Origin of the sequence: Nonlabens sp. MB-3u-79 (assembly GCF_002831625.1) — a bacterium.
Taxonomy (GTDB): domain Bacteria; phylum Bacteroidota; class Bacteroidia; order Flavobacteriales; family Flavobacteriaceae; genus Nonlabens.
In genome coordinates this window covers 1,341,583-1,368,479 of sequence record NZ_CP025116.1, presented here as the reverse complement: position 1 = coordinate 1,368,479, position 26,897 = coordinate 1,341,583, and the positions used below count along the sequence as shown (strand labels likewise).

General features: G+C 38.7%; 18 protein-coding genes. 4 read left to right on the top strand and 14 right to left on the bottom strand.

What is annotated here, in order from left to right:
- Positions 1-187: 187 nt before the first annotated feature.
- The 8 genes from CW736_RS06020 to CW736_RS05985 form a co-directional block, all read right to left on the bottom strand.
- Positions 188-523, bottom strand: coding sequence for an arsenosugar biosynthesis-associated peroxidase-like protein (locus CW736_RS06020; RefSeq protein WP_101013121.1), 336 nt, complete (start codon positions 521-523; stop codon positions 188-190).
- Positions 524-689: 166 nt separating this feature from the next.
- A complete protein-coding gene (locus tag CW736_RS06015; protein ID WP_101013120.1) occupies positions 690-2,111 on the bottom strand; it encodes an alpha-amylase family glycosyl hydrolase in 1,422 nt (473 codons plus the stop codon).
- A gap of 64 nt (positions 2,112-2,175) precedes the next feature.
- Positions 2,176-4,536: an alpha-amylase family glycosyl hydrolase gene (locus CW736_RS06010; protein ID WP_101013119.1), complete on the bottom strand. Its 2,361-nt coding sequence runs from the start codon at positions 4,534-4,536 to the stop codon at positions 2,176-2,178.
- 30 nt (positions 4,537-4,566) lie between these two features.
- Positions 4,567-6,477 (bottom strand): alpha-amylase family glycosyl hydrolase, encoded by a 1,911-nt coding sequence (locus CW736_RS06005; protein ID WP_101013118.1) that lies wholly within the window; start codon positions 6,475-6,477, stop codon positions 4,567-4,569.
- 3 nt (positions 6,478-6,480) lie between these two features.
- Positions 6,481-8,784 (bottom strand): glycoside hydrolase family 65 protein, encoded by a 2,304-nt coding sequence (locus tag CW736_RS06000; RefSeq protein WP_101013117.1) that lies wholly within the window; start codon positions 8,782-8,784, stop codon positions 6,481-6,483.
- Positions 8,781-9,443: a beta-phosphoglucomutase gene (gene pgmB / locus CW736_RS05995; protein WP_101013116.1), complete on the bottom strand. Its 663-nt coding sequence runs from the start codon at positions 9,441-9,443 to the stop codon at positions 8,781-8,783. Before pgmB ends, CW736_RS06000 begins: the two co-directional genes overlap by 4 nt.
- Positions 9,444-10,901 carry an MFS transporter gene (locus tag CW736_RS05990; RefSeq protein WP_101013115.1) on the bottom strand — a complete coding sequence of 486 codons (1,458 nt, stop codon included), beginning with the start codon at positions 10,899-10,901 and terminating at the stop codon, positions 9,444-9,446.
- A 161-nt stretch (positions 10,902-11,062) separates the two neighbouring features.
- Positions 11,063-12,082 (bottom strand): LacI family DNA-binding transcriptional regulator, encoded by a 1,020-nt coding sequence (locus CW736_RS05985; RefSeq protein ID WP_101013114.1) that lies wholly within the window; start codon positions 12,080-12,082, stop codon positions 11,063-11,065.
- A 190-nt stretch (positions 12,083-12,272) separates the two neighbouring features.
- On the opposite strand from CW736_RS05985, the gene CW736_RS05980 reads away from it, so the two are divergent.
- The 4 genes from CW736_RS05980 (at position 12,273) to CW736_RS05965 (ending at position 20,712) form a co-directional block, all read left to right on the top strand.
- Complete coding sequence (locus CW736_RS05980) at positions 12,273-15,155, top strand: SusC/RagA family TonB-linked outer membrane protein (RefSeq protein WP_101013113.1); 2,883 nt, start codon at positions 12,273-12,275, stop codon at positions 15,153-15,155.
- Between the two features lie 11 nt (positions 15,156-15,166).
- Positions 15,167-16,765, top strand: a complete 1,599-nt coding sequence (locus CW736_RS05975) for a RagB/SusD family nutrient uptake outer membrane protein (RefSeq protein ID WP_101013112.1) — start codon at positions 15,167-15,169, stop codon at positions 16,763-16,765.
- A 19-nt stretch (positions 16,766-16,784) separates the two neighbouring features.
- Positions 16,785-17,921: a SusE domain-containing protein gene (locus CW736_RS05970; RefSeq protein ID WP_101013111.1), complete on the top strand. Its 1,137-nt coding sequence runs from the start codon at positions 16,785-16,787 to the stop codon at positions 17,919-17,921.
- A gap of 61 nt (positions 17,922-17,982) precedes the next feature.
- Positions 17,983-20,712, top strand: coding sequence for an alpha-amylase family glycosyl hydrolase (locus CW736_RS05965; protein ID WP_101013110.1), 2,730 nt, complete (start codon positions 17,983-17,985; stop codon positions 20,710-20,712).
- Positions 20,713-20,953: 241 nt separating this feature from the next.
- Here CW736_RS05965 and CW736_RS05960 read toward each other — a convergent pair whose 3' ends face one another.
- The 6 genes from CW736_RS05960 to CW736_RS05935 form a co-directional block, all read right to left on the bottom strand.
- Positions 20,954-21,883: a DUF58 domain-containing protein gene (locus CW736_RS05960; protein WP_101013109.1), complete on the bottom strand. Its 930-nt coding sequence runs from the start codon at positions 21,881-21,883 to the stop codon at positions 20,954-20,956.
- Between the two features lie 131 nt (positions 21,884-22,014).
- A complete protein-coding gene (locus tag CW736_RS05955) occupies positions 22,015-23,013 on the bottom strand; it encodes an NADP-dependent oxidoreductase (protein WP_101013108.1) in 999 nt (332 codons plus the stop codon).
- A 184-nt stretch (positions 23,014-23,197) separates the two neighbouring features.
- Positions 23,198-23,518 (bottom strand): thioredoxin, encoded by a 321-nt coding sequence (trxA, locus tag CW736_RS05950; protein WP_101013107.1) that lies wholly within the window; start codon positions 23,516-23,518, stop codon positions 23,198-23,200.
- 342 nt (positions 23,519-23,860) lie between these two features.
- On the bottom strand, positions 23,861-24,700 hold the full coding sequence (gene rsmA, locus CW736_RS05945) for a 16S rRNA (adenine(1518)-N(6)/adenine(1519)-N(6))-dimethyltransferase RsmA (RefSeq protein ID WP_101013106.1): 840 nt from the start codon (positions 24,698-24,700) through the stop codon (positions 23,861-23,863).
- Positions 24,701-24,751: 51 nt separating this feature from the next.
- Positions 24,752-25,075, bottom strand: coding sequence for a DUF4286 family protein (locus CW736_RS05940; protein WP_101013105.1), 324 nt, complete (start codon positions 25,073-25,075; stop codon positions 24,752-24,754).
- Positions 25,076-25,098: 23 nt separating this feature from the next.
- Positions 25,099-26,889 carry a tetratricopeptide repeat protein gene (locus tag CW736_RS05935; protein WP_157810892.1) on the bottom strand — a complete coding sequence of 597 codons (1,791 nt, stop codon included), beginning with the start codon at positions 26,887-26,889 and terminating at the stop codon, positions 25,099-25,101.
- Positions 26,890-26,897 lie beyond the last annotated feature (8 nt).

Genomic DNA, 26,897 nt, shown 5'->3' with positions numbered 1-26,897 from the left:
GTCATTCTGTAACTCAAGTTCCAGATCCCAGATAAATCAATAGCTGGATTTTCTGAGATAGCAACTTCTAGAGTTTTGCAAAGCGAAAATAATTTCTCAACAGACTTAGATCCCGGTGAGTCTGCTTTCGCAGATTTTCGGGATAAGCGATACGTAAATCTTGGCTATCGCAGGGTTAACGTCCTGCTTACATCTCCAGTTTGTTGACTTTATTCATCATTTGCACCCCGTGAACCAAAGTAGACCCTCCTTTAATAGCTCCAGCTACATGAACGGCTTCCATCATCTCTTCTTTAGTAATACCTCTTTTTAATGCATCGCTGGTATAGGCATCTATGCAATAAGGACAATGTACCGCATGAGAAACCGCCAGTGCCATGAGTGACTTTTCTCTTGCGCTTAATGCACCTTCCTCAAACACCTTCCCATAATAGTCAAAGAACTTAGTTCCTAACTCTTCACTCCACTCTGTGATTTTACCAAATTTTTTAAGGTCTTTAGGATCGTAATAGGTCTTTTCCATGTTGTTTTATTTAGAAAATCGAAAGTAATACTTCTCTATCGGAATTATTAATCTAACAGGTTCATTTGAAAAGAAATTTTCTATAGATGTTATGTAGATGCGACCCTACCTCAACCAAAAAAAGCCCTCCAGACGGAGGGCTTTTTACTCTTAAGATATAGAATTTTTACTTTTCTAAAGTAAAAATACGATAGCCATAAGGAGGAAGATCAAGGCTGGTCCCTTCTGTAAAATCGACAGAACCACCTCTTAACGCATCTGTGATCTTTCCTTTTAATCCTTGAACTGCAGTCGATAGTCTTTCGTTCGAAAGGTTAGCCACATAGAAAATTGTCGCTCCATCCTTTTCTCTTTTAATAGCATATACACTACTGTCATCGCTGGTTTTTAGTCTTTTGTAACTGGCAGCATCTTTACCACCATTTAAAGCAGGGTTATTGACTTTAAGAGCTCCTAGTTTTTTCATGAGTTCCCAAGTCTTTCCTTTGGTTTTAGGAATGGTATCTTTTTCAAAAAACTTTAAGCGATAATCCATGTCGTATTCCTGACCAGAATAAATCAATGGCATACCTGGAATCATATAGGATAAGGCTAACATGGTTTCTGCCGTTGCCCCCATTCTTTCTTTTACAGATCCATTCCACGAGTTTTCATCATGGTTGGTAATGAAATTCATAAGAATATCATCTTTTTCATAGTTTTTAGAATTGCGATCCATATAAGCATCCCATTTTTCAACAGAAGTTTTCCCTTGAGCCAACTCATTCATGATGTGATGACCTTCCCAGTTGTAACCCATATCAAATGCTTGGGTAAAAAGATCTTTCTTCTCACTTTCTGCCAACATAAATAGTGGCTTTTGATCTTGTAATTGTGCCGTAGCATAGTGCCAAAATTCTGTAGGCACTTCATGAGCTACATCGCATCTAAAACCATCCACATTGTATTCTGTAACCCAAAAAGACATCGCATAGGTCATGGCATCCCATAAATCGCGATTTTCGTAATTAAGATCGGCAGTATCGGTCCAGTCGGTTCCAGCTGGATGCATCATCTCGCCATTTCCATCTTTGGTATAGAAGTCAGGAGATTCCTTAATCCATGTATGATCCCATCCGGTGTGATTAGCAACCCAATCCAAGATCACATACATACCATTTTCATGAGCTGTTTCTACTAATCTTGTAAGATCTGCTGAAGTTCCTAAGTCTGGATTTATCTTCTTATAGTCTGCAACAGCATAGTAACTACCTAAATATTTTTCTCTCTTTTTAAGATCCTTGATATCTTCAACGAGCAGATCCCCTTCTGCCTTTCTATTCTTTTCTGAAATAGGAAAAACAGGCATCAACCAGATAACCTTTACTCCTAGTTCTTTAAGCTGAGGAATATCTTTAGTAAACTCATTAAAAGTTCCTTCTGGAGAATACTGCCTGATGTTTGCCTCATAAATAATAGCGTTTTCGAGATCTTGGTCTTGAATAGGACTGTATTCTTTTGTAATTGCTACTTCAACTACTTCCTTTTCTTCATTTTTACAAGCAAAAACAGCTGTTAAAGCAAGTAATCCTAAAATGTATTTTTTCATTCTTCTATTTTTTTGTTTGGTCTATAGTTGTTTCTCCTCTAAAAGTCAGATTCAAATGTACTCGTTAATTAATTTGGCGTGTTGCTTTTTTACTTTTGATCTGTAAAATCATAAAGTTACCAGGTTTTATCTGGAGATTTTTATCTGTTTCTATGGCGTTTATTGCGGTTCCGCTTTCGCGAAAGCGTGCATCATTTCCAGCTATATTCATACTAATAGCATTTTCATTAAAGAAAATGGTCGTTTCTTCTCCAAAATAGCTGCGTTTGATCACCAACAACCCGTTATTCTCTGCCATCACTTGTGTAGTTCCATAAAGTAAAGACATAGAATTACGTCTTAATTGCACCAACTCTTGCACCAGTTGTCGCAGGTTCTTCTCCCGGTCTGAAAGTCCATTAAACTTCATCATCTTGCGATTATCAGGGTCGTTTGCCCCTATGGATCCATACTCATCGCCATAATAAATAACCGGCACTCCAGGCATGGTCATATTAAAAGCTTGCAACATTCCCAATCGATCAAAAGCGGTAGAGTCGCTCATCACTATTTCACGAGTCCATCCCGCTTTTTTAGCATCTTCATCAAACTTTACATCACCACTCGCATAGCTTATAAACCTCGCTCGGTCTTGATTTCCAGAAATATTCCCCATTAAATGATGGTGGCCGTAATATTCCAATCCTTTTTGAAGCGTCTCCGTAAGATTTGCATAGTTTCCATCTTTTGTAGCAAAAGCACTCACTGCAGCATCGTACTGATTGAAGTCAAATTGGGCATCCAGCATTCCTGTGCTTACATAGCCTCTTATCAAATCGTAAGAGCCGTAGGTTTCCCCTATTTGATAAATAGGCCGGTCGGTATTGTTACGTATTTTTTGAGTAAGTGTTCTCCAATAAGTTTCAGGAACATGTTTGGTCGCATCATGACGGAAACCGTCTAATTTATATTTGGTTACCCAATATAAAGCCGAGTCGGTCATTTTTTCTACGACTTCTGGTTGGGAGAAGTCTAGGGTAGGCATAAACGTATCAAACCAAGTCGTCAATCGATGGTCGTCCCAACGCTCTGTGTTTAAGCTTCCGTCCTCTAGGTATAAATTAGTCGCCCATTCTGGATGTTCTTTATATAAAGGATGTTCTTCATGCACATGATTTGCCACATAATCTAAAATGACATTCATATCGCGTTTGTGCGCTTCTTCAATGATTTCTTTCAGGAGTTGTTCATCACCAAACCTGTAATCAATCTTGGTATTCGAAATAGGCCAGTAGCCGTGATAACCGCTAAACTTTGTGCGTGGCTCTGTCCACAATCCATATGCGCCTTCTGGATTTTGAGTAATAGGGGATAACCAAACCGTATTGATTCCCAGGTCCTCAAAATAACCATCTTTGATCTTTGCCAAAACACCAGCTAGATCACCACCCATATAGTTGGCTTTGGGCAAAACCTCTGGATCTGGCACTGGCTTAGTATTGGATTTATCTGCGTCAAGGAAACGATCTACCATCATAAAATAAAGTACTTGCGTATGGAAATCATTACGGGCTAATTGAGTAGGGTCTTCTACTACTTGTGCATTTTGAACTGGAATCAATAAGTCGTTAGTACGTCCATTGGCATCGCTGGCATAAACCCGTACCAGTTGTGTTTTTGAAATGCGCTTGGAGAAATCTTTTTTAGGCAAGTGGACCGTATAATTGTTTTCGTTAGTAGTCTTCACCGCTTCTATAAGCTGGTTTTCATAAAGAACAACTACCTGATCTAGTGCTCCAGAAGCTTGAAAAGTAAAAGCTTGATCTAAGATTTCTCCATAGAAAAGTTGAGCAGGATCTGTCAGGCGACTATTGTCCAACAACCTATTAAAACCACCCATTCCATTACTAATGACACCAAGTTCATTTCCTGTTAGCGTTTCTTCTTTTCCATCTTCTAAGAAAAGATATTGGAACTTGCCTTGTGGCACAGTCGCTTTGTAAACCAATTGTTCTCCGTTATCCTGCAATTCTTTACTAGCCCAATTGGTAAACGCTCCTTTTATACTGACGTTCTTAAAATTCCCATCATATGGGATTTCAATAATCCTACTGTTGCTTTTAAAAACGGGAATATCGTTCCTGATCCCTTCTGTCCATAAAGTGATATAGGAAAGAAACGGAGCGTCCTCTTGCATTTCAAAAGTATAAAGGCTGTCCATAGGCATGGACTCCCGCTCTGTAATTCCGTTACCTACACTGACACTATCTGCCTTTCTTGTTCCTAAATAATCGGCGTATAGAACAGCGGTGTTTCCTTGAGAAGATTCATATATAGGAGTTGTCATCACCTCGATTACACTAGCTCTATTATCGAGTGTATTTTCTTCTTTTGTACCACAGCTTATGAGGAGCAAAGCTGTACATAGGACAATTAGTTTTTTCATTTAATAATTTATTTCTTAGTTGTATTATTTCTAAAAGCTATAATCTACGACCATGCTTGTTTTACCGGCAACTTTTAAATCACCAGTCAATTGCACTTTTTTATCAGTCAAGATATTGGTTCCTTCTTTTGCGGTATAAATCCCTTCTTGGAATCTAGAAAGGTCTAAAGTTACTTCTTCTGGATTATTATTGATGATCACCATCACGCTATCTACCCCATTTTCTCTAAAGTAAACATAACAATTGTTTTCAGGCACGTATTGAAGGACCTTTCCATTGTGAATCACTTCTTTATTTTTTCGGTAATTCAAGAGTTTCTTAGTAAATTCTTGAAAGGCTTTTTGCTCTAGAGTTGGATTTTTAAAAGCATTCACCTCATCACCTTTCCATCCACCAGGAAAATCTCTTCTTATGTCACCGTCGCCATCCTTATCTCGGTTACCACCCATTCCTATCTCATCACCATAATACAATTGTGGAATTCCTCTAGTGGTTAAAACTAAAGTCATAGCCAGTTTGTATTTGGCTAGGTCACCATTGTATAATCCGTTACCGTTGATACGATTGGTGTCATGGTTTCCTGCAAAAACTAAAATATTATCAATATCTGGATATAAGAAATCATTGACAAAATTCTCATAGACTTTTATCATTCCTTTATCCCATTGCTGATCATTTTCATCGAACGCACTTATGATCGCATCGTGTAAAGTAAAATCCATCACACTAGGGAGGTGTGTATTGTAATCCTGAATGGCGGCTATTTTAGAATCTTTTTGCCAGTAGGCAATTTGCGCTTGATCGTGTAACCAGGTCTCCCCTACTATATTAAAATTAGGGTACTCCTCCATGATAGCTTTGGTCCATTTTGCAATGCCTTCCTTCTCGTTATAGGAATAGGTATCTACTCGCAATCCATCCAATCCCGCATATTCTATCCACCAAATCGTATTTTGAATCAAATAATTCAATACCACAGGTTCACTTTGATTGATATCTGGCATGCTGCTTACAAACCAGCCTTTCTCTGCATAAATAGCATCTCTTTTACTGACATGAGGATCCATTTGTGTGGTCTGTCTGTAAGAGGAGTTGGCATAGCCTGCAACAGGAAAATCCTTTCCCTTATTATCGTCAAATTGATGTATCCAATTTGGCATAGGTAAATCTTGCATCATCCAGTGGGTAGCACCCCAATGGTTGGTCACATAATCCATGATCAATTTCATGTCTCTTTTATGCAGTTCGTCACCCAGTTGTTTATAATCGGCGTTAGTACCATATCGTGGATCGATGCGATACAAGTCACTTTGTGCATAGGTATGGTAGGAATAACGCTCGTCATTATCTTCTAATAAAGGCGTATTCCAGATGGCCGTTGCTCCCAAATCATCTATATAATCCAGATGATCTATAATCCCTTGAATATCGCCTCCATGACGCCCACCTTTAAGGTCTCTGTTTGCTTTTTCTGCCATTCCATCTACGCTATCGTTTGATGGGTCCCCGTTTGCAAATCGGTCGGGCATGATTAAATATATCGCATCGCTAGAATCAAATCCTTTTCTTGAACTGCTTTCTGGCTCCCGTTCTAGAATATCGTAAGCAATGGAAATCACATCGCCTTCTTCACAGTCGCCATTGCATAATTCGATCTGATAGGTATGAGGCTCCAGGGTCATATCAAAAGTTACCATTAGATAATTCGGATTCTCAGTTTTTCTTATGTTGAGAATACTAAAGTCACTGCGTACGACGTCATATTTTGAGATATTTTCCCCATGAAACAGGACTTCTACTTCGTTGTGCTCCATTCCGCTCCACCAGAATCTAGGTTCTATGTGTTCTAGAGGTCCCTCTAGCTCGGTAATTTGTGCTGTTACCGCTTTCGCGAAAGCGAAATAAAAAACAACACTTAAAAGAAAAATCAGCTTATTCATCGTTTAGGCATTTATAAATTGTGGCTCCAAAGTGATGTGTTCACCGTTGAGAATGATATCCTGAGGCTGCTTTCCTTCTAGACTTACTTTAGTTCCAGAGGTGGTTACCTGCACTTCTATAATCTGATGTCTAAAGTTGATTTTAAAACTGAAACCAGTCCATTGTTGGGGAAGTTTGGTCGTAAAACTAGGTTTGTCATCAATAATTTGAAGACCTCCAAAACCTTCTACAATACTCATCCATGTTCCCGCCATACTGGTAATATGACAACCTTCTTCCACTTCTTTATTATAGTCATCAAGATCGAGACGAGAGGTTCTTAAATAGAACTCATAAGCCTGATCCATACGGTCTAACTTTGCTGCTTGTATACTGTGAACACAAGGAGAAAGCGAACTTTCATGAACGGTTAAAGGTTCATAAAAGTCAAAGTGCTTGGACAGTTGTTCTTTGGTAAAATGGTCTTCAAAGAAGTAAAAGCATTGCAGCACATCAGCTTGTTTGATGTAACAACTTCTCAAAATACGATCCCAAGACCATTTCTGGTTGATAGGTCTGTGTTCTTTAGAAAGCTCGTTTACAGGAATGATTTCTTTATCTAAAAAGCCGTCTTGTTGCAAGTAGACTCCTAACTCTTCATCAAAAGGCATGTACATATTTTCTGCCACATCCATCCATGAGGAGATCTCGCGATCTGTCAGTTGGGTTTTGGCCATGATGCGATCGTAATCAGATGGGTAGGTCTCTTTTACTTTATGAATATTTTCTACGGCATACTCCATACACCATTTTGCTAAGTAATTGGTATACCAGTTGTTGTTGACATTGTTCTCATACTCATTAGGTCCAGTAACGCCTAGAATCATGTACTTCTTAGCTGGCTGTGAATAAGTCGCCCGTTGGTGCCAGAATTTTGCGATAGCAATCATTACCTCCAATCCCATTTCTGGAACATAACTATAATCTCCGGTATATCTAATGTAATTGTAAATAGCAAAAACCATCGCCCCGTTGCGGTGTATTTCTTCAAAGGTAATTTCCCACTCATTGTGAGATTCTTCCCCATTCATAGTAACCATTGGATATAGAGCAGCTCCAGAAGAAAACCCTAATTTCTTAGCATTTTCAACGGCCTTGTCTAGCTGCTCATATCTATATCTCAATAAATTACGTGCTACCTGTTGATCTTTGGTAGCCATGTAGAAAGGGATACAATAAGCCTCTGTATCCCAATAGGTAGAACCTCCATATTTCTCTCCAGTAAATCCTTTAGGACCTATGTTAAGACGAGAATCCTTACCTGAATAAGTTTGATTCAGTTGGAAGATATTAAAACGAATCCCTTGCTGTGCTTTGAGATCACCGTCTATACTTATATCTGCCATGGCCCAAATTTGCGCCCATGAATCTGCCTGCAATTTAAGCAAACTTTCATAACCTAATGCAGTCGCTTTATGTAAAACAGCTTTTGCAGCAGTAAACAATTCTAAATGTTCATGATTTATACTAGAAACATAACCGGCATACTTGATAAGGGTGACGCTTTCGCCTGGAGCTATATGGCAACCAACTTTATGTCTGATCACGGCATCATTCTGATCAAAATGCTCAGCATATTGCACGTGCTCACCATTTTTAATCAACTCCGATTGCATATAAGTTGCTACATAGAAGTTGGTTTTATTCGTTCGGCTGCGTACCAGCCCTTGATGGTCCTCAGAAACCAGTTTTTCTACTTCCCAAAACTTATCATCCCAGTTGGTATCTTCATTAGTAATTCCTGCATCGATATACGGCTGAAAAGAAATTCTTAAATCTCCTTTTACAGCTGTGACTTCGTAGTTCATTACTGCAAGCTCATCTATTTCTAGACTCATAAACCTGCGCGCAACGACTTTAATCGCTTTATCATCTGAAAAATGAGCTACAAAAGAACGCTCGTACCAGCCTTCTTTCATATTCAGCTCGCGACGGTAATCGCTCACTTCTTGAACGGTCGCAAGATCCAACTCTTCTCCATCTACAAAAACATCTATTCCTATAAAGTTAGGTGCGTTTAACACTTTTGCAAAGTATTCTGGATACCCATTTTTCCACCATCCTACTCTGGTTTTATCTGGATAATAAACACCTGCTACGTAACTTCCTTGAAAGCTATCTCCTGAATATTTTTCTTCAAAATTTGCTCGTTGCCCCATAGCACCGTTACCGATGGAAAAAAGGCTTTCGCTAGATTCTACTTGAGAAGGCTTCCACCCTTCTTCGATGATAGACCACGCGTTTGGTATTATATATTCTTGATTCATTTCTTATAACTTAGTAATGTGTTGATATAATCCTGAGGCATATCTGTAAAGTGAGTAAAAATCTCATCTGCCTCATGCAATATGTTTTCTTCTCCCAATCCTATGGAGATCATTCCAGCTCTATTTGCAGCTTGCACTCCTGCGACACTGTCTTCAAAAACGATACTTTCTTGAGCTGTATAATTTAATTGCTGGCAAGCCTTAAGGAATACTTCTGGATCTGGTTTTGCTTTAGTAACGTCCGTTCCATCTACAATAACTTCAAAGAGGTCTCGTATTCCTAGCTTTTGTAAAATAGGTCGCGCATTTTTACTTGCACTTCCTAAAGCAATAGGTTGCTCTTGCTTTTTTAAATTTAAAAGGAAGTCATGCACACCGGGCATGATGTCTTTTGTACTTAGGCTTTTTATAAGATCGAGATACTCTTCGTTCTTTTGATCCATTTTTTGTTGAAAAACTTCTGGAGAGATTTCTTTATTTCCCCATTCTAAGATTTTCTTGAGTGAATTCACCCTAGAAACTCCTTTGAGTTGTTCGTTTTCTTCTTTTGTGAAATTGATACCTAAAGACGCCGCTAATCGTTGCCAAGCTATAAAATGGAACTTTGCTGTATCCACGATAACGCCATCTAAATCAAATATGAATGCTTTTTTAACCATTTATTCGTTTGTAATAGCAGGCTGATAAGTAATCGCCTTTTTATTTGTAATTAGTAGATTAGAGAATGCGGCAATAACCAAGAATAATCCAGCAATAGTCATCGCGTGAATGGATTCTTCTCCAATTATATTGTGCAGTAAAACGACCCCTCCTATAGCGGCTATAATTTGTGGAATGACAATAAACATATTGAAAACCCCCATCATTAATCCCATTTTAGAGGATTCTACAGAGCTGGAAAGCATCGCGTAAGGCATGGACAAAATACTCCCCCAAGCAATACCGATGAGCCCAAATGATATGTAGAGGTTATCTGGTGCCCCCGGACTGTGAAACATGTACAAGAAACCGAGGGCCCCTGCGAGCAAACTTCCCATGTGAATGTATTTTCTATTGATGGACTTGTAAGCCGTATAGAAAGTAAGAAGTAATGCAAAAATCATGGAGGTTAATCCGTAGATACCCATTTTAGAACCCACATCATCACTAGCTTCATTGTAAGCTTTATCTAAGTTTTTGTATGTTGCTTTTGAGGTTTCACTTAAAAACACTATTTCATTTTCTAGAGACCTAACCGCTTCTTCTTCCCCATCCTCATTAGTTGTCAATTGAGCAAACTCCATAACGTCTGGTTTAGAGGCGTTATATACATGGCTGGTAAGTGCTGGATTTGCGAGTGTCCACATCGCAAAAAATGCAAACCAAGAGAAGAATTGTACCACTCCTAATTTTTTCATTATTAAAGGCATTAAAGCATAGGTCGCTAAAATGGTAGCTAGCATTCCTTTTTTCTCTTCTGGCTTCCCGGCATCGTCAAATGCAGCCATTTCTTCAGGAGTATATTCCTTTGTAGTTAATATGGTTACGAGAATGGAGGTGATAAAAACAAAAGCACCCACCCCAAAAGCTACTTTAACAGAATCTGGAACAACTCCAGGAGCAGCTTCATTTGAAATTTCTAATGTATTGTTGACCCATTTAGGTAAGTTACTGGCTACCCATGTCCCTATACCTATAATTAAGGTTTGTACAACAAATCCGTAACTGCGTTGTGATTCTGGTAACTTATCTGCAACAAGCGCTCTAAAGGGCTCCATAGAGATATTAATAGAGGCATCTAACACGAGTAGTAAGCCCGCAGCCATCCATACTTCTGAAGAATAAGGCATAAATAGCAAGGCGATAGAACTCAAAATAGCCCCTATAAGAAAGAAAGGACGACGACGTCCTAATCTTTTGTGCCAAGTATTGTCACTGAGATAACCTATAATGGGTTGTACAATAAGACCCGCAAGAGGCGCTGCGATCCATAATAATGGAATTTCAGACTCCTCTGCTCCTAATGTTTCAAAAATACGTGACATGGTAGAGCCTTGAAGGGCAAAACCAAACTGAATACCGAGAAATCCGAAACTCATGTTCCAAATATCCCAGAAACCTAACTTAGGTTTTTGCATATCGTTATTGATTTAATGACGATAAGCCTTATGACTTATCAAAACTTATGGTGTGTGTGAAGAAGATAAGTTTTGATTGATCAAATTGATGGAAACAGTAAAAGTTCCAACCAATTTCTCGCTAAAGATATAACTTTAATCGGAAGTGTAAAATTATTAGTTTATGGTGTAGATTCTCTCTCTATTAGGGTAGTTTTTACGATAACGGTTTCGTAAGTTTCATTATCGTGATCTTTGGACTCCAACTTTTCAATGAGTTTTGCAGCAGCGATCCCTCCCATTTCTTCGCCTTTTTGTCCTATAGTGGTTAAGGTAGGGCTTGCAAATTTAGAAAGCATTCCATCTGTAAACGCAACAATAGCAACATCTTCTGGTATTTTCTTACCCGCCTTTTGCAAGGCTTTACTCGCTATAACTGCAAACAACTCGTTCACTGCTACTACCGCATCAAAATTGTTGTTGACTACAAAGTTTTCGATATCGCTTTCACAATTGTCAATGTCTTCTATTTTGAGAAATTGGCGGTCTTCTACTTCAAAACCCCGTTGTTGCAATGCTTGTTTAAAGCCTTGAGAGCGCAATCTGCCCACGCTTACATAGTCTACGGTACTGATGATTCCCAGTTTGTTTTTACCTTTTCTCAACAAGAACTCCGTCGCTTCATGACCTGCGGCAACATCATCAATAATCACTTTATCGCAAGGTATGTCGTTAGCTACACGATCAAACATAACTATAGGCATTCCTTGATTAGTCACCTCTCTTAAATGGTGAAAGTCTTGTTTCTCCATGGTTTCTTTTGAAAGACTCATAATAAAGCCGTCTATACTCCCATTTGCTAGCATTTCCATGTTGACGACTTCTTTATCAAAACTCTCTCCAGACAAGGTGATAATAACCTGATAACCTTTTTCATTTGCTACTCGTTCCACCCCCGAAATAACTGTCGCAAAAAAATGGTGAACTATTTCGGGAATGATGATCCCTATCTTTTTTGTCTTCTGATTCTTAAGACTCAGCGCTATACTATTGGGCTTGTAATTGAACTCCTTTGCATACTCTTTGATCTTGTCACGAGTCTCTACACTTATTTCATGTGAATCTCTCAATGCCTTAGAAACGGTTGATATAGAGACTTTTAAATCTTGTGCTATTTTCTTAAGCGTAATCTTTTGAGCCATTATAACTTAGGTTATGAATATTTGTATGTTTCGCTTTCGCGAAAGTGAAGGTAATATAAAATAATACTACCATTTACCGAAAACGTTTTCGTAGAATGTAATAAGAAAAAGGTTTTGTTAACATTTACTTTACATAATTTAGCTGCCGTGTGAGAAGAAGATGATACTAACAACTAATTAAATCAAAGAAATGAATCAAAAATCAAAAGCAGTTTTACTGTTATTTTTACTACCGTTTTTTGCATTTGCTCAAAGTGTAATTACTGGAACAGTATTAGAATCTAATGGCCTACCAGCTTTAGGTGCTACTGTATCGGTAAAAGGAACATCTAACGGTACATCAACAGATTTTGATGGGAAATACAAGTTAAATAATGTTCCGAATGATGCCGTCATCGTATTCTCTTTTATAGGTTATACCACTCAGGAAATTCCTTTTACTGGACAGACCTTGATCAATATTACTTTAGAAGAAAACCCTTCTGAGTTAGATGCGATCGTTCTAATAGGATATGGTAGTATTAAAAAGGCAAATGTAACCTCAGCGCAAACGACTGTTGATGAAGAAGAATTTAACAAAGGAGCCATTGTATCTCCTGGCCAACTACTAGCTGGTAAAGTGGCAGGTGTGCAAGTTACTGCTGCTTCTGGTCGTCCAGGCGACGGGCCGGTCATTAGAGTACGTCCTGGGTCTACTTTAAGTGGAAATGCAGATGCTCTTTATGTAGTAGATGGGGTGCCATTAGATCAACGTAATGCAAGTCTTAATTCTATCAACCCAGCAGACATTGAGTCGTTCACTATTCTTAAAGATGCGAGTGCTACAGCTATATATGGTAACAGAGCTTCTAATGGTGTTGTTTTGATCACCACCAAAAAAGCAAAGTTAAATAGCGACCTTAAATTGGAATACGATGTCCAATTTGCAGTCAACCAGGTTCAAAACTATGCTGATGTGTTAAGTGCAGACGAGTTTAGACAACTCATAACAGATCAAGGTAGAGATCCTTCTGTATTAGGAACTGCCAACACCGACTGGCAAAACGAAATTTACCAAAATGGTACGAGAGTCATACATAACTTAACCGCAGAGAAAGGTTATGAGACTACCTCTATACGTGCCTCACTTGGTTACACTAACGAACATGGTACTTTATTGAGATCAGGTTATGAAAGAGCTACCTTAGGACTTAATGTAAGACAGAATTTCTTAAAAGGTGATTTAAGATTCACCTTTACCTCTCAAATGGCCCAAGAGGAAATCAGAAATGCTGATGCTGGTGCCATAGGAGCTGCTGTAGTTTTTGATCCAACACAACCTATTTTCAATAACAGTGGCGCTTATGGAGGTTATTTTGAATACACCAACACTACAGGGCCTGAACCTAATGCCCCTCGCAATCCATTAGGACTATTGAACAGCTTAGATTCCCAATTGGATAATTCACAAGCCAGATTAAATCTTAATGCTGCTTACAACATCAGACAAGTTCCAGGTTTGAAGTTTACTGGTAATGCAGGTATCGATTACAACGAATTTGATAGTTACTCGATTAGAGATTTTAACTCTGGAGCTGGAGCTCGTGGAAATAACAGAAGTTTTAGTGAAGGCTTTAGAAGAAACCAATTGTTAGATGGTCGCTTTGATTATAAGCGAACTTTAGGGGCTCTAGATACTGATATGGAGCTAACATTAGGTGGAAGTTACCAAGATTTCATGCGCCAAACAGGAGGTCGTTCTTCTGTAAACGGTGGATTACAAGACAATCCATTAGCTGTAGATGAATCTACTCTAATAACTGCCTTTGCAAGAGCTTCCTTTGATATTAAGGATTTAGTTATTCTATCAGCTAGTGCTTCCCGTAATGGTAGTTCTCGTTTTTCTGAAGAAAACAGATGGGCTAACTTCTACGGTATTAGCGGAGCCTTAAAATTAACTAATACTAATTTTGTTCAGAACAGTGGCTTCTTATCTCAACTTAAAATCCGTGGAGGTTTTGGTCAGACAGGACAGCAAAATATCGCTGCATCGTTCCCGTTCATCAGAGTATTCACACCGGGACAACCTCAAGCGGCTGTACAATTTGGAAATCAATTTGTCACTACCATACGTCCAGAAGGAATTACTGACCCTAAATGGGAAACTACTGATCAGTGGAATGCAGGTATCGACTTAGGTTTCTTTGACGATCGTATTACTGGTAGCGTAGATGGTTTTTATAGAGAAACCTTTGATGTTCTACAATACGCTCCGCTTCCAGCAGGTGGATTAGAAAATTTTGGTTTCATAAACGCAGGAGAAACTAAAAGTAGAGGTATAGAGTCTAGTATTTCTATAAAGATGATTCAGTCAGAAAACATCAATTGGACCCTATCTGCAAATGCAACGGTACAAGAAATAGAAATTACTGATCTTGCTGGGGCTGATAATACTCCTGTACCAATAGGAGGAATTTCTGGTGGTGTAGGAAATACGATTCAAGAATGGGCTGTGGGATTTGACCCAACTACCTTCAGTGTGTTCCGTCAAGTATACGATCAAGATGGAAATCCGTTAGATGGTGTCTTTGTAGACACCAATGGTGATAATATCATCAACGATGCCGACCGAGTTCGGTATAAAAAAGCAAATCACGATCTGTATTTTGGGTTCACTTCCAACTTCAATTATAAAAATCTAGATTTAAGTTTTACCTTTAGAGGTGCAGCCGGTGGATACAACTACAATAACGTGGCTTCTAACGCAGCTAACTACGGTAGTATTTTTCCAACCAATACACAGAATCCAATTTATATCAATGCGCCTGTAGATGTTTTAGATACCAACTTCTCTCAACAGAGGTTATTTTCTGACTATTACATTCAGAAAGCCGATTTTATCAAACTGGATAACATCTCCTTAGGTTATAATTTTCCAGGTGAAAAAGTAGATATAAGAGCATCTGTTACAGGAACCAACCTTATAACTATTACAGATTACGACGGGGTGGACCCTGAAGTATTCGGTGGTGTAGACAACAATCTTTTCCCTCGTAACCGAGGACTAATCTTTGGATTAGGGTTTAAATTTTAAAAAGCAAAACTATGAAAATATACAAATCAATTATCTTTTTGTTTCTTGGGATGCTTGTTTTTACTGCGTGTGATGATGCACTTACAGTAGAGCCAAGGGATAACCGGGTTACTGAAGCAGAGTTATTTCAAGATCCTGCCACTTATCGTGGTATCATTGCCAAAGCTTATGCCGGTCTTGCCGTAGGTGGACAAGCTGGTGGTGATGGTGATGCAGACATTTCTGGAATCGATGGTGGTTTCTCCAACTACCTAAGGTTATACTGGAACATGCAAGAACTGACTACAGACGAGGCGATTATCGCTTGGAATGATGGTACCATCAAAGACCTACACGGTCATGTATGGACAGATGGTAATGAATTCATCAATGCCATGTTCTCAAGAGTGAATTATCAAATAGCCGTTTGTAATGAATTCTTAGCGCTAAGTACAGATGCAAAACTAAATGAATACAATATCCCAGCAGATATCAGAGCAGATGTTGCAAAGTATAGAGCTGAAGCTAGATTTTTAAGAGCTTATTCTTATTACCACGGAATGGATCTTTTTGGAAAGATGCCTTTTAGAGATGTCAACTACGATCCAGCCGTTTTACCAGAAGTAAAAAATCGCGCTGAGTTATTTCAATTTATAGAATTAGAATTGCTAGCCATTGAAGATGATATGGTAGCCGCTCGTATGAATGAATATGGACGAGCAGACAAAGCGGCGCTATGGATGCTTTTATCAAAAATCTATCTGAATGCTGAAGTCTACACAGGAACCGAAAGAAACACAGACGCCATTACACAGTTGAATAAAGTGATTTCAGCGGGGTACACGGTGCCTACAGTACCTTATGCTTACAGTTTTCAAGCAGATAACGATCGCAATGGTGCAGAGAGCGAATTTATTTGGACCATTAATTTTGATGGTTTAAATACACAAACTTACGGTGGTACTACTTATTTAACTCACGCACCAGTAGGTGGAAACATGGACCCAACAGAATTCGGCATCAACGGTGGTTGGGGTGGTATTAGAACTACACCAGAATTTGTAGAATTATTCCCAGGAGAAGAAAACTCTGCTGATACCAGAGAGACGTTCTTTACCGATGATCAAACAAAAGAAATTGCAGACGTAGGACAATTTAAAGATGGCTTTGCCATACAGAAATTTAAAAACGTCAACGTAGATGGATCTGCTGGCCTGGATCAAGCAGGTAATTTTGTAGATATTGACTTCCCTGTCTTTCGTTTATCTGATGCTTACTTAATGTATGCTGAAGCTGTCTTAAGAGGTGGCTCTGGTGGAGACCTCAACACTGCTAGAGACTATATCAACATCATACGTGAAAGAGCTTATGGAAACACGAGTGGTAACCTAACTACTGGACAAATAGACTTAGGCTTCCTACTAGATGAAAGAGCCCGTGAATTGCACTGGGAAACACATAGACGTCAAGATTTAGTGCGTTTCGGACAGTTCACTACTTCTAAAGTATGGGCTTGGAAAGGAAATGTACAAAATGGTACCACAACAGCTGCTTACAGAAATGTCTTACCTATTCCGGCACAAGAATTAAATCAAAATCCTAATCTACAACCACAAAACACTGGTTACTAATCTTATAAATCAAATACAAATGAAAAAGTTTTCAATATTAATGCTTTCGTTTTTAGCTATCGCAGCAGTTATCTCTTGTGATGATACCGATAGCGAAGAGTTTTCGTTAGACACGAACAGCTCTGGAGAAATCGTTTTATCTCCCCAAACAAATACCTTTGAGGTAACAGAAACAAATGGTCCAGATCTTGCCGAAAGGTTTTCATGGAACAGAATAACTTTTGAAACTCCTGTTCAAATTGACTACCAACTAGAAATGGATCTTGAATCAGGAGACTTCAGTGCGCCTGCAGTATTGGGGGCAAACAACAGTACCAATACAGCGGTTACTTACAATGCATTAAATGACGCTGCCCTAGGATTAGGCGCAGAGCCAGGTACTGCTAGTAATTTCAAGTTAAGAGTAAAAGCTACTACAGCCTCTACAGCTGTAAATCCAGTATTTTCTAATGAAATTACTGCGATCATTACTCCTTTTGAAGCCTACCCTTTCAAACCTTTATACTTTGTAGGCGCTGCAACAGAGCCAGGATGGAATAATGGTGATGGAAACGGAGAAACGAACCCTGCTCTTTATGTAGATATCAATGATGTGAACAAGCATTATTACACAGGATACTTCAATGCTGATGACTTTAAACTTCTTTCAAACCTAGGAATGTGGCAACCACAATACGGTGAAAGAAATGGTGCTGTAGGTGTCAATGATGGTGCTGGAAATGACCCTAACAGCTTTTCTGCTCCTACCGCTGGATATTATGACTTTAACATAGATGTAACAGGAGTAACTAATACTTCAGAAGGTTCTTCAAGTTTTAGTATGGTTGCAAACACAACTGCTGCCACTGCTCCTGCTTACACGAGTATGGCAATTATAGGAGCTGCAACTCCTAATGGATGGAATGATCCAGATACGGACCTGACACAATCTACTTTTGACCCTCACCAATGGGTAGGACGCGATATGGTATTAATAGCTGGTGAAATGAAAATCAGAGCTGACAACGACTGGACAGATAGCTGGGGCGATAACACCTCTGCTTACGCTGGACAGGGTAACAATAATAACGACCCAAACATCACCGTAAAGGCGGGTACCTACGATATCTTCTTCAATGATTTAGACGGTAGTTTCTTGCTTATTCCACAAGAATAATTCCATAATTTATTTTATTTAAGGGCTGTTCGCAGCCCTTTTTTTGCTTAAAACTCAAGCTATGAAAAACTTTGCTTTATGTTTGATGGCCTTTATTTGTTTCGCTTTCGCGAAAGCTCAAGTAACCACATCACCATCCACACCCACCCCTACCGATCAAGTAACATTAACTTTTGATGCCACTGGAACAGGGTTAGAAAACGCGACAGGAATACTTTATGCCTATACCGGATTGAATATCAATGGGAATAGGTGGCAAAATATTGTGAACAGCAGTTTTAACGATAATACCACTGCTCCCCAATTTGTAAATACAAGTGGTAATATGTACCAACTTACTCTAGGAACAAGTATAGATCAATTTTACAATGTCGCTCCAGGAGATATAGTTTCTGAAATTTGCCTAGTCATAAGAAATGCTACAGCAACTGCTCAGACCAGTCCAGATATTTTTCTCGACGTCTTTCAACCTGGTTTGAACACGGCAATTACCTCTCCACAAGATGGAGACATATTTAGCTTAAACCAAAACATAACTATTTCTGGTGACTGCTCTCAAAATACAGCTCTAGATCTGAGTATAAATAATTCTAGTATAGCTTCTACTACCGCTATGAACATCAGTAGTCCTTATACATTTACCTCTTCTGGTTCTTATGAGATTAGCATCACTGCCACTAATGGTACCGATACTTCCAGTGACACGATCCATGTATTTGTTCCTGGTACTACTCCGAGTATTCCACGCCCTACAGGGTTAAAAAACGGTGTTAATGAAAATGCCGATGGAAGCGTGACTTTCCTTCTTGCTGCACCTCTTAAAAATGATGTGGCCCTGATTGGAAGTTTTACCAACTGGAATCTGGATACCAATTACCAGATGAATAAAGACGGAGACTACTTTTGGATAACTGTTCCTTCTATTGAATTCTCTGCAAATACCGAGTTTATGTATCAATATCTTGTGGACTTTGATATCAAAATAGCCGATCCTTACAGCCAGCTGATATTAGATCCTGGAAGCGATGCCTTTATTCCAGCAGGCAATTACCCTAATCTAGCAACCTATCCATCTAATGAGACTACTGGGGATGTAACTTTGTACACCTATCAGAAAACAGCTTATAACTGGGCCGTGAATAACTTTACAAGGCCCAACAAGGAAAATCTAGTGGTCTATGAATTACTCGTAAGAGATTTTTCAGAGCAAGACAGTTACCAGCAAGTGATCGATCGTATGGATTACTTAGAAACCTTAGGAATCAATGCCCTTCAATTAATGCCTATCAACGAATTTGAAGGCAGCGACAGTTGGGGTTATAATCCTAAACTTCATGGAGCGGTAGACAAAGCATACGGTACTCCAGAAAAATTTAAAGAATTGGTAGATTTATGCCACTCAAAAGGCATTGCGGTTATTATTGATGTTGTGTACAATCACGCTTTCAGTCAAAGCCCTTTGTGTCAAATGTGGTGGGACCAAGCTAACTTTAGGCCAGCGACAAATAACCCGTACATGAACGCTACAGCACGTCATGACTTTAATGTAGGCTATGACATGAATCACGAGAGCCCCTTTACGCGTGACTATGTAAAACAAACCTTGCAATTTTTAATTGATGAGTACCGAGTGGACGGATTCAGATTTGACCTTTCTAAAGGATTTACTCAAAACAATACCTTAGGAAATATAGGGGCATGGAATGCCTATGATGCCTCTAGAGTCGCTATCTTAAATGATTACCGCAATACTATATGGAATGCAAATAGTACAGATATTTACATGATTCTGGAACACCTTGCCGATAATAGTGAAGAAAAAGCGCTTGCAGACGCTGGTTTTATGCTCTGGGGAAAAATGACAGACCAGTACAATGAAAGCTCTATGGGATTCGGTGGTAATGCAAACATCTTTAGGTCCTATTACAACTCGCGTAACTTTAATAATCAACACTTAGTTGCTTATGCAGAAAGTCATGACGAGCAAAGGTTGATGTATAAGAACCTCCAATTCGGCAATAATTCCAACTCTTCTCATAATGTTAGGACATTGCCTGTGGCTTTAGATAGACAAGAGGCCATTGCTGCGATGTTGTATAGCATTCCTGGACCTAAAATGTTATGGCAGTTTGGAGAACTAGGTTATGAATTGGACATTGATTTAAATGGCCGCACAGGACGTAAACCTATTCCATGGACACTAGGTTATGATACAGATGCAGACCGTATGGATTTGTACAACGTGACGGCTACCATGATCAATTTTAAAACCTTGTACCCAGACACCTTTAATAGCAACACCAACAACCTTGATGTAAGTGGGCTCATAAAAAGAATTAACCTTAACGGCTCTCAATTTGATGCGGTTGTTGTAGCTAACTTTGCGGTGACTGCTCAAAATGTCAATCCTAACTTCTCACAAACAGGGACTTGGTTCGATTATTTTAATAATAACTCGGCCATCAACGTTACCAACCCAACGGCCTTGATGAATTTACAACCTGGAGAATATAAATTATATACGACTCAGCAATTACAAGACCCGTTAAGTAATGATGATGTACGTTCTTCATCTTCTTTGATCAAGTTATTTCCCAATCCAGCATCAGACACTTTTAGGCTATCTGAAGAAGTAGAAAGCCTACGTATTTACAATGTATCTGGTCAACTGGTAAAAAGTTTTAAAGGATCACAAAACCATTATGGAATTAGTGATTTAAAACAAGGAATGTATTTTGTAGAATTGATACATAATGATCGAGTACAGGTAGAAAAACTCATAAAGAGCTGATCTTTGTTTGTTCCAAAACTTGATTTCATTCCAAGAAAAAGACCCAAGCATTTTTATGGCAGCAAATAAAAATGCCCGTTCACATCAATAGGATTTAGCCAGTAATTCCTTTATAGCAACTCGTACTTTTATCAATCAACCAGTTGCACTAAGCCTGTCTTCGGATAGGCTTTTTTTATTCTATAAAAACCTGATGTAAGATAAAATCAGGAGGCAGGTTTTAACTATAATATAGTAGCGCCTATTTAAAAAGCTGTCTTTCTAGTAGGAAAGTGGTCATTACCACATCAAAATTTTGCTGAATATCTACCGGCATATACTTGATCTTATTCTGTCCACAACGCACCCGTAATTTTTCAAAATATTCCTTTACCGCCTTCTGGTACTCTTCTCTTACGTTATCTGCATAGAGGTTGATGTATTCTCCTGTTTCCACATCTGTATAACGGGTGGGTCTATTAGAGAATTCAAAATTAACCTCAGTAGCACTATCGTAGGTATGAAAAAGAACCACATCGTGTTTCTTATATTTTAAATGCCTTAAGGCTTCAAACAGTTCATCTTCATGTCTATCACTTTGGAACATGTCAGTGAAAAGAAAGATAAGGGACCTGCGTTTGATGTTCTCTGCTATTTCATGCAGGTATTTATAAGTGTCTGTAGTTTGACCACTTGGTTTGCTACTGCTTATTCTAGAAAGTTGGTCCAACAACATATTGTGATGCCTTTCACTTCCTTTTTCTGGAGCGTAATACTCGTACTCATTAGCATAAATACTCAATCCTACGGCATCGCGTTGTTTCTTTAATAAGTTCATCACACTTGCTGCTGCGAGCGCAGTAAAACCTATTTTATTAAGCGATCCTATTTCTTGCTTTTTAGTAATCGGATAATGCATCGATGGACTATTATCTATAATAAGATGACAACGCAGGTTGGTTTCCTCTTCATATCTTTTGGTATAAAGCTTATCTGTTTTAGCAAATAATTTCCAGTCGATATGACGCGTGCTTTCTCCCTGATTATAAATCTTATGCTCCGCAAACTCAGCACTAAAACCGTGAAAAGGCGATTTGTGCATCCCACTTATATAACCTTCCACCACTTGGCTAGCAAGTAACTGTAAGTTTTTAAAACCAGTGGTTTTGTTGAGTTCTTGTTGTACGTCCATAGGGTGAAGATAATAAAATAAAGCAGGAATCCTTGAGTTGCCTTTTCTGTTTTCTCTTGTATTTTTGAGTTTGTTTTGTTCTCGCTTTCGCGAAAGCAAGTCCTAAATAAGATCCTTTATACCTCCACTAACTAGTAGACTTTAACTAACATTTTACCTTTATTTTTACCATTAAAAAGGTCTATAAATGCCTGAGGTATTTGATTAAATCCTTCCACGACGGTCTCCTCTTGCTTTAACTTTCCTTCAAGCAACCATTGAGAAAGTTGCTGTATGCCTTCAAGGAAATCTTCCTCGTAATTACTCACTATAAAGCCTTGCATCTTGACACTCTGTTTTATTAGGGTGGTTTCTAATCTTGGACCCGTAGGCTGTTCTGTCTCGTTATAAAGGGAGATCGCACCACAATTGATCACGCGACCAAATCTATTGATATTCTTCATTGCGGCATCCAGTGTATTCCCTCCCACATTATCGTAATAAACATCTATACCTTCTGGAGCATGTTCTTTAATGGCACTCGCCATATCCGTAACTTTATTGTAATTGATCGCCGAGTCAAAACCAAATTTATCTTTGAGCATAGCCACTTTTTCATCGGTGCCTGCAATCCCAATTACTTTCAACCCTTTAATTTTTCCAATCTGTCCAACTACAGAGCCCACGGCTCCAGCAGCCCCAGAAACTAGAAGTGTTTCCCCTTTTTTAGGTGCTCCTATTCTATTCAAACCAAAATATGCCGTCAACCCAGTCATTCCTAAAATTCCCAAATAAGCACTAAGTGGAACCAGTCGAGGATCTACTTTGCGTAATTCCTTACCTGAATTCACTTGAAGCTCTTTCCAATCTAACATACCCATTAGAAAGTCTCCTTTTTTAAAATCGTCATGCTTACTTTCCATCACCTCAGCAACTATAGCTGACGCTAAAGGCTTCTCTAGTTGAAATGGTTCTATATAGGACTTTTCGTCCCGCATGCGTCCTCTTAGGTAGGGATCTACAGAAACGTATTTTGTTTTCAACAAGACTTCCCCGTCATTTGGTAGCGGCTGTTCCTCTTCAATAAATTCAAAATCACTAGTCTTTGGAATTCCTTTTGGTCGTTGCTTTAATACTATGGTCTTACTCATGATGTATTGTTTTGATATCAAGATAACACATTAGCCATTTGCACTGTATTAGTATTTTATTAAAGTATGGCTAGCAAATTCCAACTTTCAGCAAAAAAATAAATTAAAACTCGTACAAATCTGAAAAAAGAGCATAAAAAAGCCTGTTCCAGTAGAACAGGCTTTTTTATAGGATATTTTGAAACTATTTCAACAGAGCATCTAGAGCATCTGTGTAAGCGTTTTTAGGAGCAACTCCTACCTGACGACCTACTACTTCGCCATTTTGAAAAACTAGTACTGTAGGAATGTTACGCACGCCGTATTTAGCAGCAAATTCTTGATTTGCATCAACGTCCATTTTACCTACTACAGCTGTATCAGCATATTCTGTAGAAACCTCCTCAATGATAGGTCCTACCATACGACACGGTCCACACCATGCTGCCCAAAAGTCAACCAATACTGGTTTATCACTTTTTAATACTGTTTCTTCAAAGTTTGCATCTGTTATTTCTAATGCCATGATATTTTCCTTTATTATTTTTACAAAGTTAAACAAAACTAAGTCCATACACACAAGAGAAGTATTGTAGTTATTTATATTGATATTTTGGTTTTTAATGCAGTTGTATTCTAATTGTTTCTATCAAGTTGATTTTAAAGAGCAAACTTTTAAGATTTGACCTGCCAACAATTTGAGGTGACTTGGTCTAGATCTGTTCTCGACACTCGTATTTACAGAAAAATGGCTTGTTTCTCAACTGCGAGGAAGAGAGCGGCATATCACTTTTTTGATAGCAGCGACAAATATCAAGAGAACTACTGGGCATGTTACTTTCTAAGAGAGTTTGTTAGCCCGTAAAAATCAATCCTCAATAGCCTCAATCTCTTGCACCAAATCCACAAACATCTGCACGCTGATCTGTTCTGGTCTGAGATTAAAGATCTCTTTTTCTCTCATTTCATCAGGTAAATTCATTGTTTTTAACGAATTCCTCAAGGTCTTACGACGCTGTTGAAAAGCTAGTTTAACCACCTCACGTAATTTTGCATAAGAACAAGGCAAATCATTATAGTCCACCTTTCGAATTAAACGCAATACGCCACTATCGACTCTAGGCGGGGGGTTAAACACTTCGGGGCCTACAGTAAAAAGGTATTCAGCGTGGTAGTAGGCCTGAGCTAAGACAGATAGTATACCATATGTTTTAGAACCGTGAGAAGCGCATATACGCTTAGCCACTTCTTTTTGAAACATCCCACCAAATTCTGGAATCTGATCTCTGTTCTCAATGGTCTTAAAAACAATTTGTGTACTGATGTTATATGGAAAGTTCCCTATGATGGCAAAAGAGCCTTCTCCATAAATATCTCTCAAATCTTTTTTAAGGAAGTCTGCTTCTACGACTTCAAACGTCTTATCGTTGACAATTTTAGAGTGTTCTACGGGAAAGGTTTGCTTCAAATAAGCTACCGATTCTCGATCTAATTCTAGAGCAGTAACTTTAATTTCTTTTCTAATCACGTGCTTGGTAAGCACACCTGTTCCTGGGCCTATTTCCAGAACCTGATCATAGCCTTTGTAACTCAAGCAGTCTGCTATGCGTACGGCTACGGTATCATCTTTTAAAAAGTGCTGCCCTAGGTGTTTCTTTGCAGTAACACCTTTGTCTTGTGAAGTATATTTAGGTTTGTATTTTGCCAAGTTGTTTAGTTATTGGTATATGGGTTATTAATTAAAGCTAACGACTGCCTTCTAATTTCGTTTCACATTATACTCATCAATCAATTCCAGCTCTGTTCTAAAAGACAGCACTCGCTCTCCAAATTTAGTAAGACCTTCTTTCCTTAATGCAGGAGCGTAATCGTCGTAATATTTTTGAAGCGCCTCTTTATCTATCGCTTTGTACTGAATAGAGAAAGTACTGGAGCCATCCTTATCTTCTACAAGAACTCTTGTGAGTCTCGCATCCATAAACAAGCCAGTCCCTAATACTTTAGCAATATGCTCTCTTATCCACGGGATCCATTCGGACTCCAATGAAGCATCCATATTACAAGTCACATTATATATAATCATAATTAAATTGATTTTAATAGGCTTTAAAAAGCCTTTTCATTTTCATCACCACGCAACCTGCGATAGCGCCTCCGCGCATCTACAAAATGAATACTATCGGCATGGTTAAATATTATTTTTTCAAAAAGCTCTTTGGCTTTTTGAGGAGCTGCGAGCTGTTCTTGATACAACAGCCCCAGTCGGTAATAGGCATCATCTGCAAGGATTCCATCTCCATAATTATCGATGATCACCTGATAGTTATCTCTAGCTTTTTCAAAGCTTCCCTCTACTTCATAGAGCTGAGCTTGATTGAGTAAGGCCTCATCTTCGATAGGATCTCCTTTGTGATCTAGCAGTAATTGATCGTATAAAGTGATGGCTTCAGCTGTTTTGTTCTGATATTGTTTTAATTCCGCTTTCGCGAAAGCTTTCAACGCAACAAAAGTAGTGTCTTCTATAGAGTGGTCTGCAATAGTGAGGCTTAACTGCATAGCGTCGTTTGCAATGAGCTTGCTGGCAGCGCTGCGCAACACCTTTAACTGAGTAAGGCTCCAAGGAAAATCGCCTTGAAAATAGCTGGTACGCGCCACTTTAAATTGGGACTCCTGAGAACGCAAATCATTGGGCAAATCATTCTGAATCTGGCTGTAATAAATCAGCGCTCTATGGAACTGCTCCTGCAACACAAGAATATCAGCCAGTAACATTTTTACATCTGCTTTTTGAAATGTACTCAGACTTGTTTTCTCTAAGGCGACAAGTAAATCACTTGCCTCTTGAGGTTGATTTGTTTTAAAGGCTAAAAAGTTAGCGTAATCCAGCTGCAGTCTAAACGTCTCTTTATCTCTACCGTAATAGGTTAAGAGACTTTCATAATCTTGTTTGATCTGTTCATATGCTTCAGCGGTTGCCGCAGCCGCCCTTAATTTAATCTTAAGACTTTGCGCCGTATACTTCACACTTATAGATTGTGTTTCTTCAATCATATAGTCCAGTATCTCTGCTGCTGCTTCCAGGTCCTTCTCATCAATAGCTGTTTCTACCAGATCTTGAATATTGTACATATTGGTTTGATCACGCATATAGATTGCCCTTTCCTGAATAAAGGCTTTTTTAAAATCCTTTTGCTGCACAAAAAGCCATGATAACAGCTGATTGTATATAGGGTCTGGATTTTCACGTAAGCGTAATAACAACACTTTCCTTAAGATCTTATTTCCTTCATTCTCTGCATCATCGGTTACATATTGAGAAAAAAGTGCTTGAGCACGGGAACGATAAACCGCATCTTGCTCTATCATTTTGATGTTGGTATCAAACATCTTTTCTAAATCACCTTTCTCGCCGTATAATCTTGACAGCTGGTAATTGTAATTGAGCTTGTCATTGAGCGCCATTCCTTTTTCATAGGCGGCAATAGCCCTGTCCAGTTCATTGCGCTGTTCAAATCTATAAGCTATTCCATAGGTGAGTTGCGGTAAGGAATCTATCGCTTTTATAGCTTTTTGATAGTACTTGTTAGCCAGGCTATCTTTTCCTTGCAAGGTGGCATTGTAACCTCTTTCAATGGAAAATACCTCATCGCGAGTTGTTGTTTTCTGAACTAGATCAATTAATGAATCTACACTTTCATAACGTTCTAATTGCTGATAAACTTCCACCAACGCAAACACGCTCCTTGGATTGCGCTTGTTGAGTTCATATATTTTTTGATAGATTTTTAAAGCTTTGGTATATTCCCCTTGATCCATATAGTTTTCGGCAAGCTTAGAATCCTGAGCAAAGCCCATGGAACAAGAAAGCACCGCAACAACTAGAAAAAGAGTACGCATAAGGTATA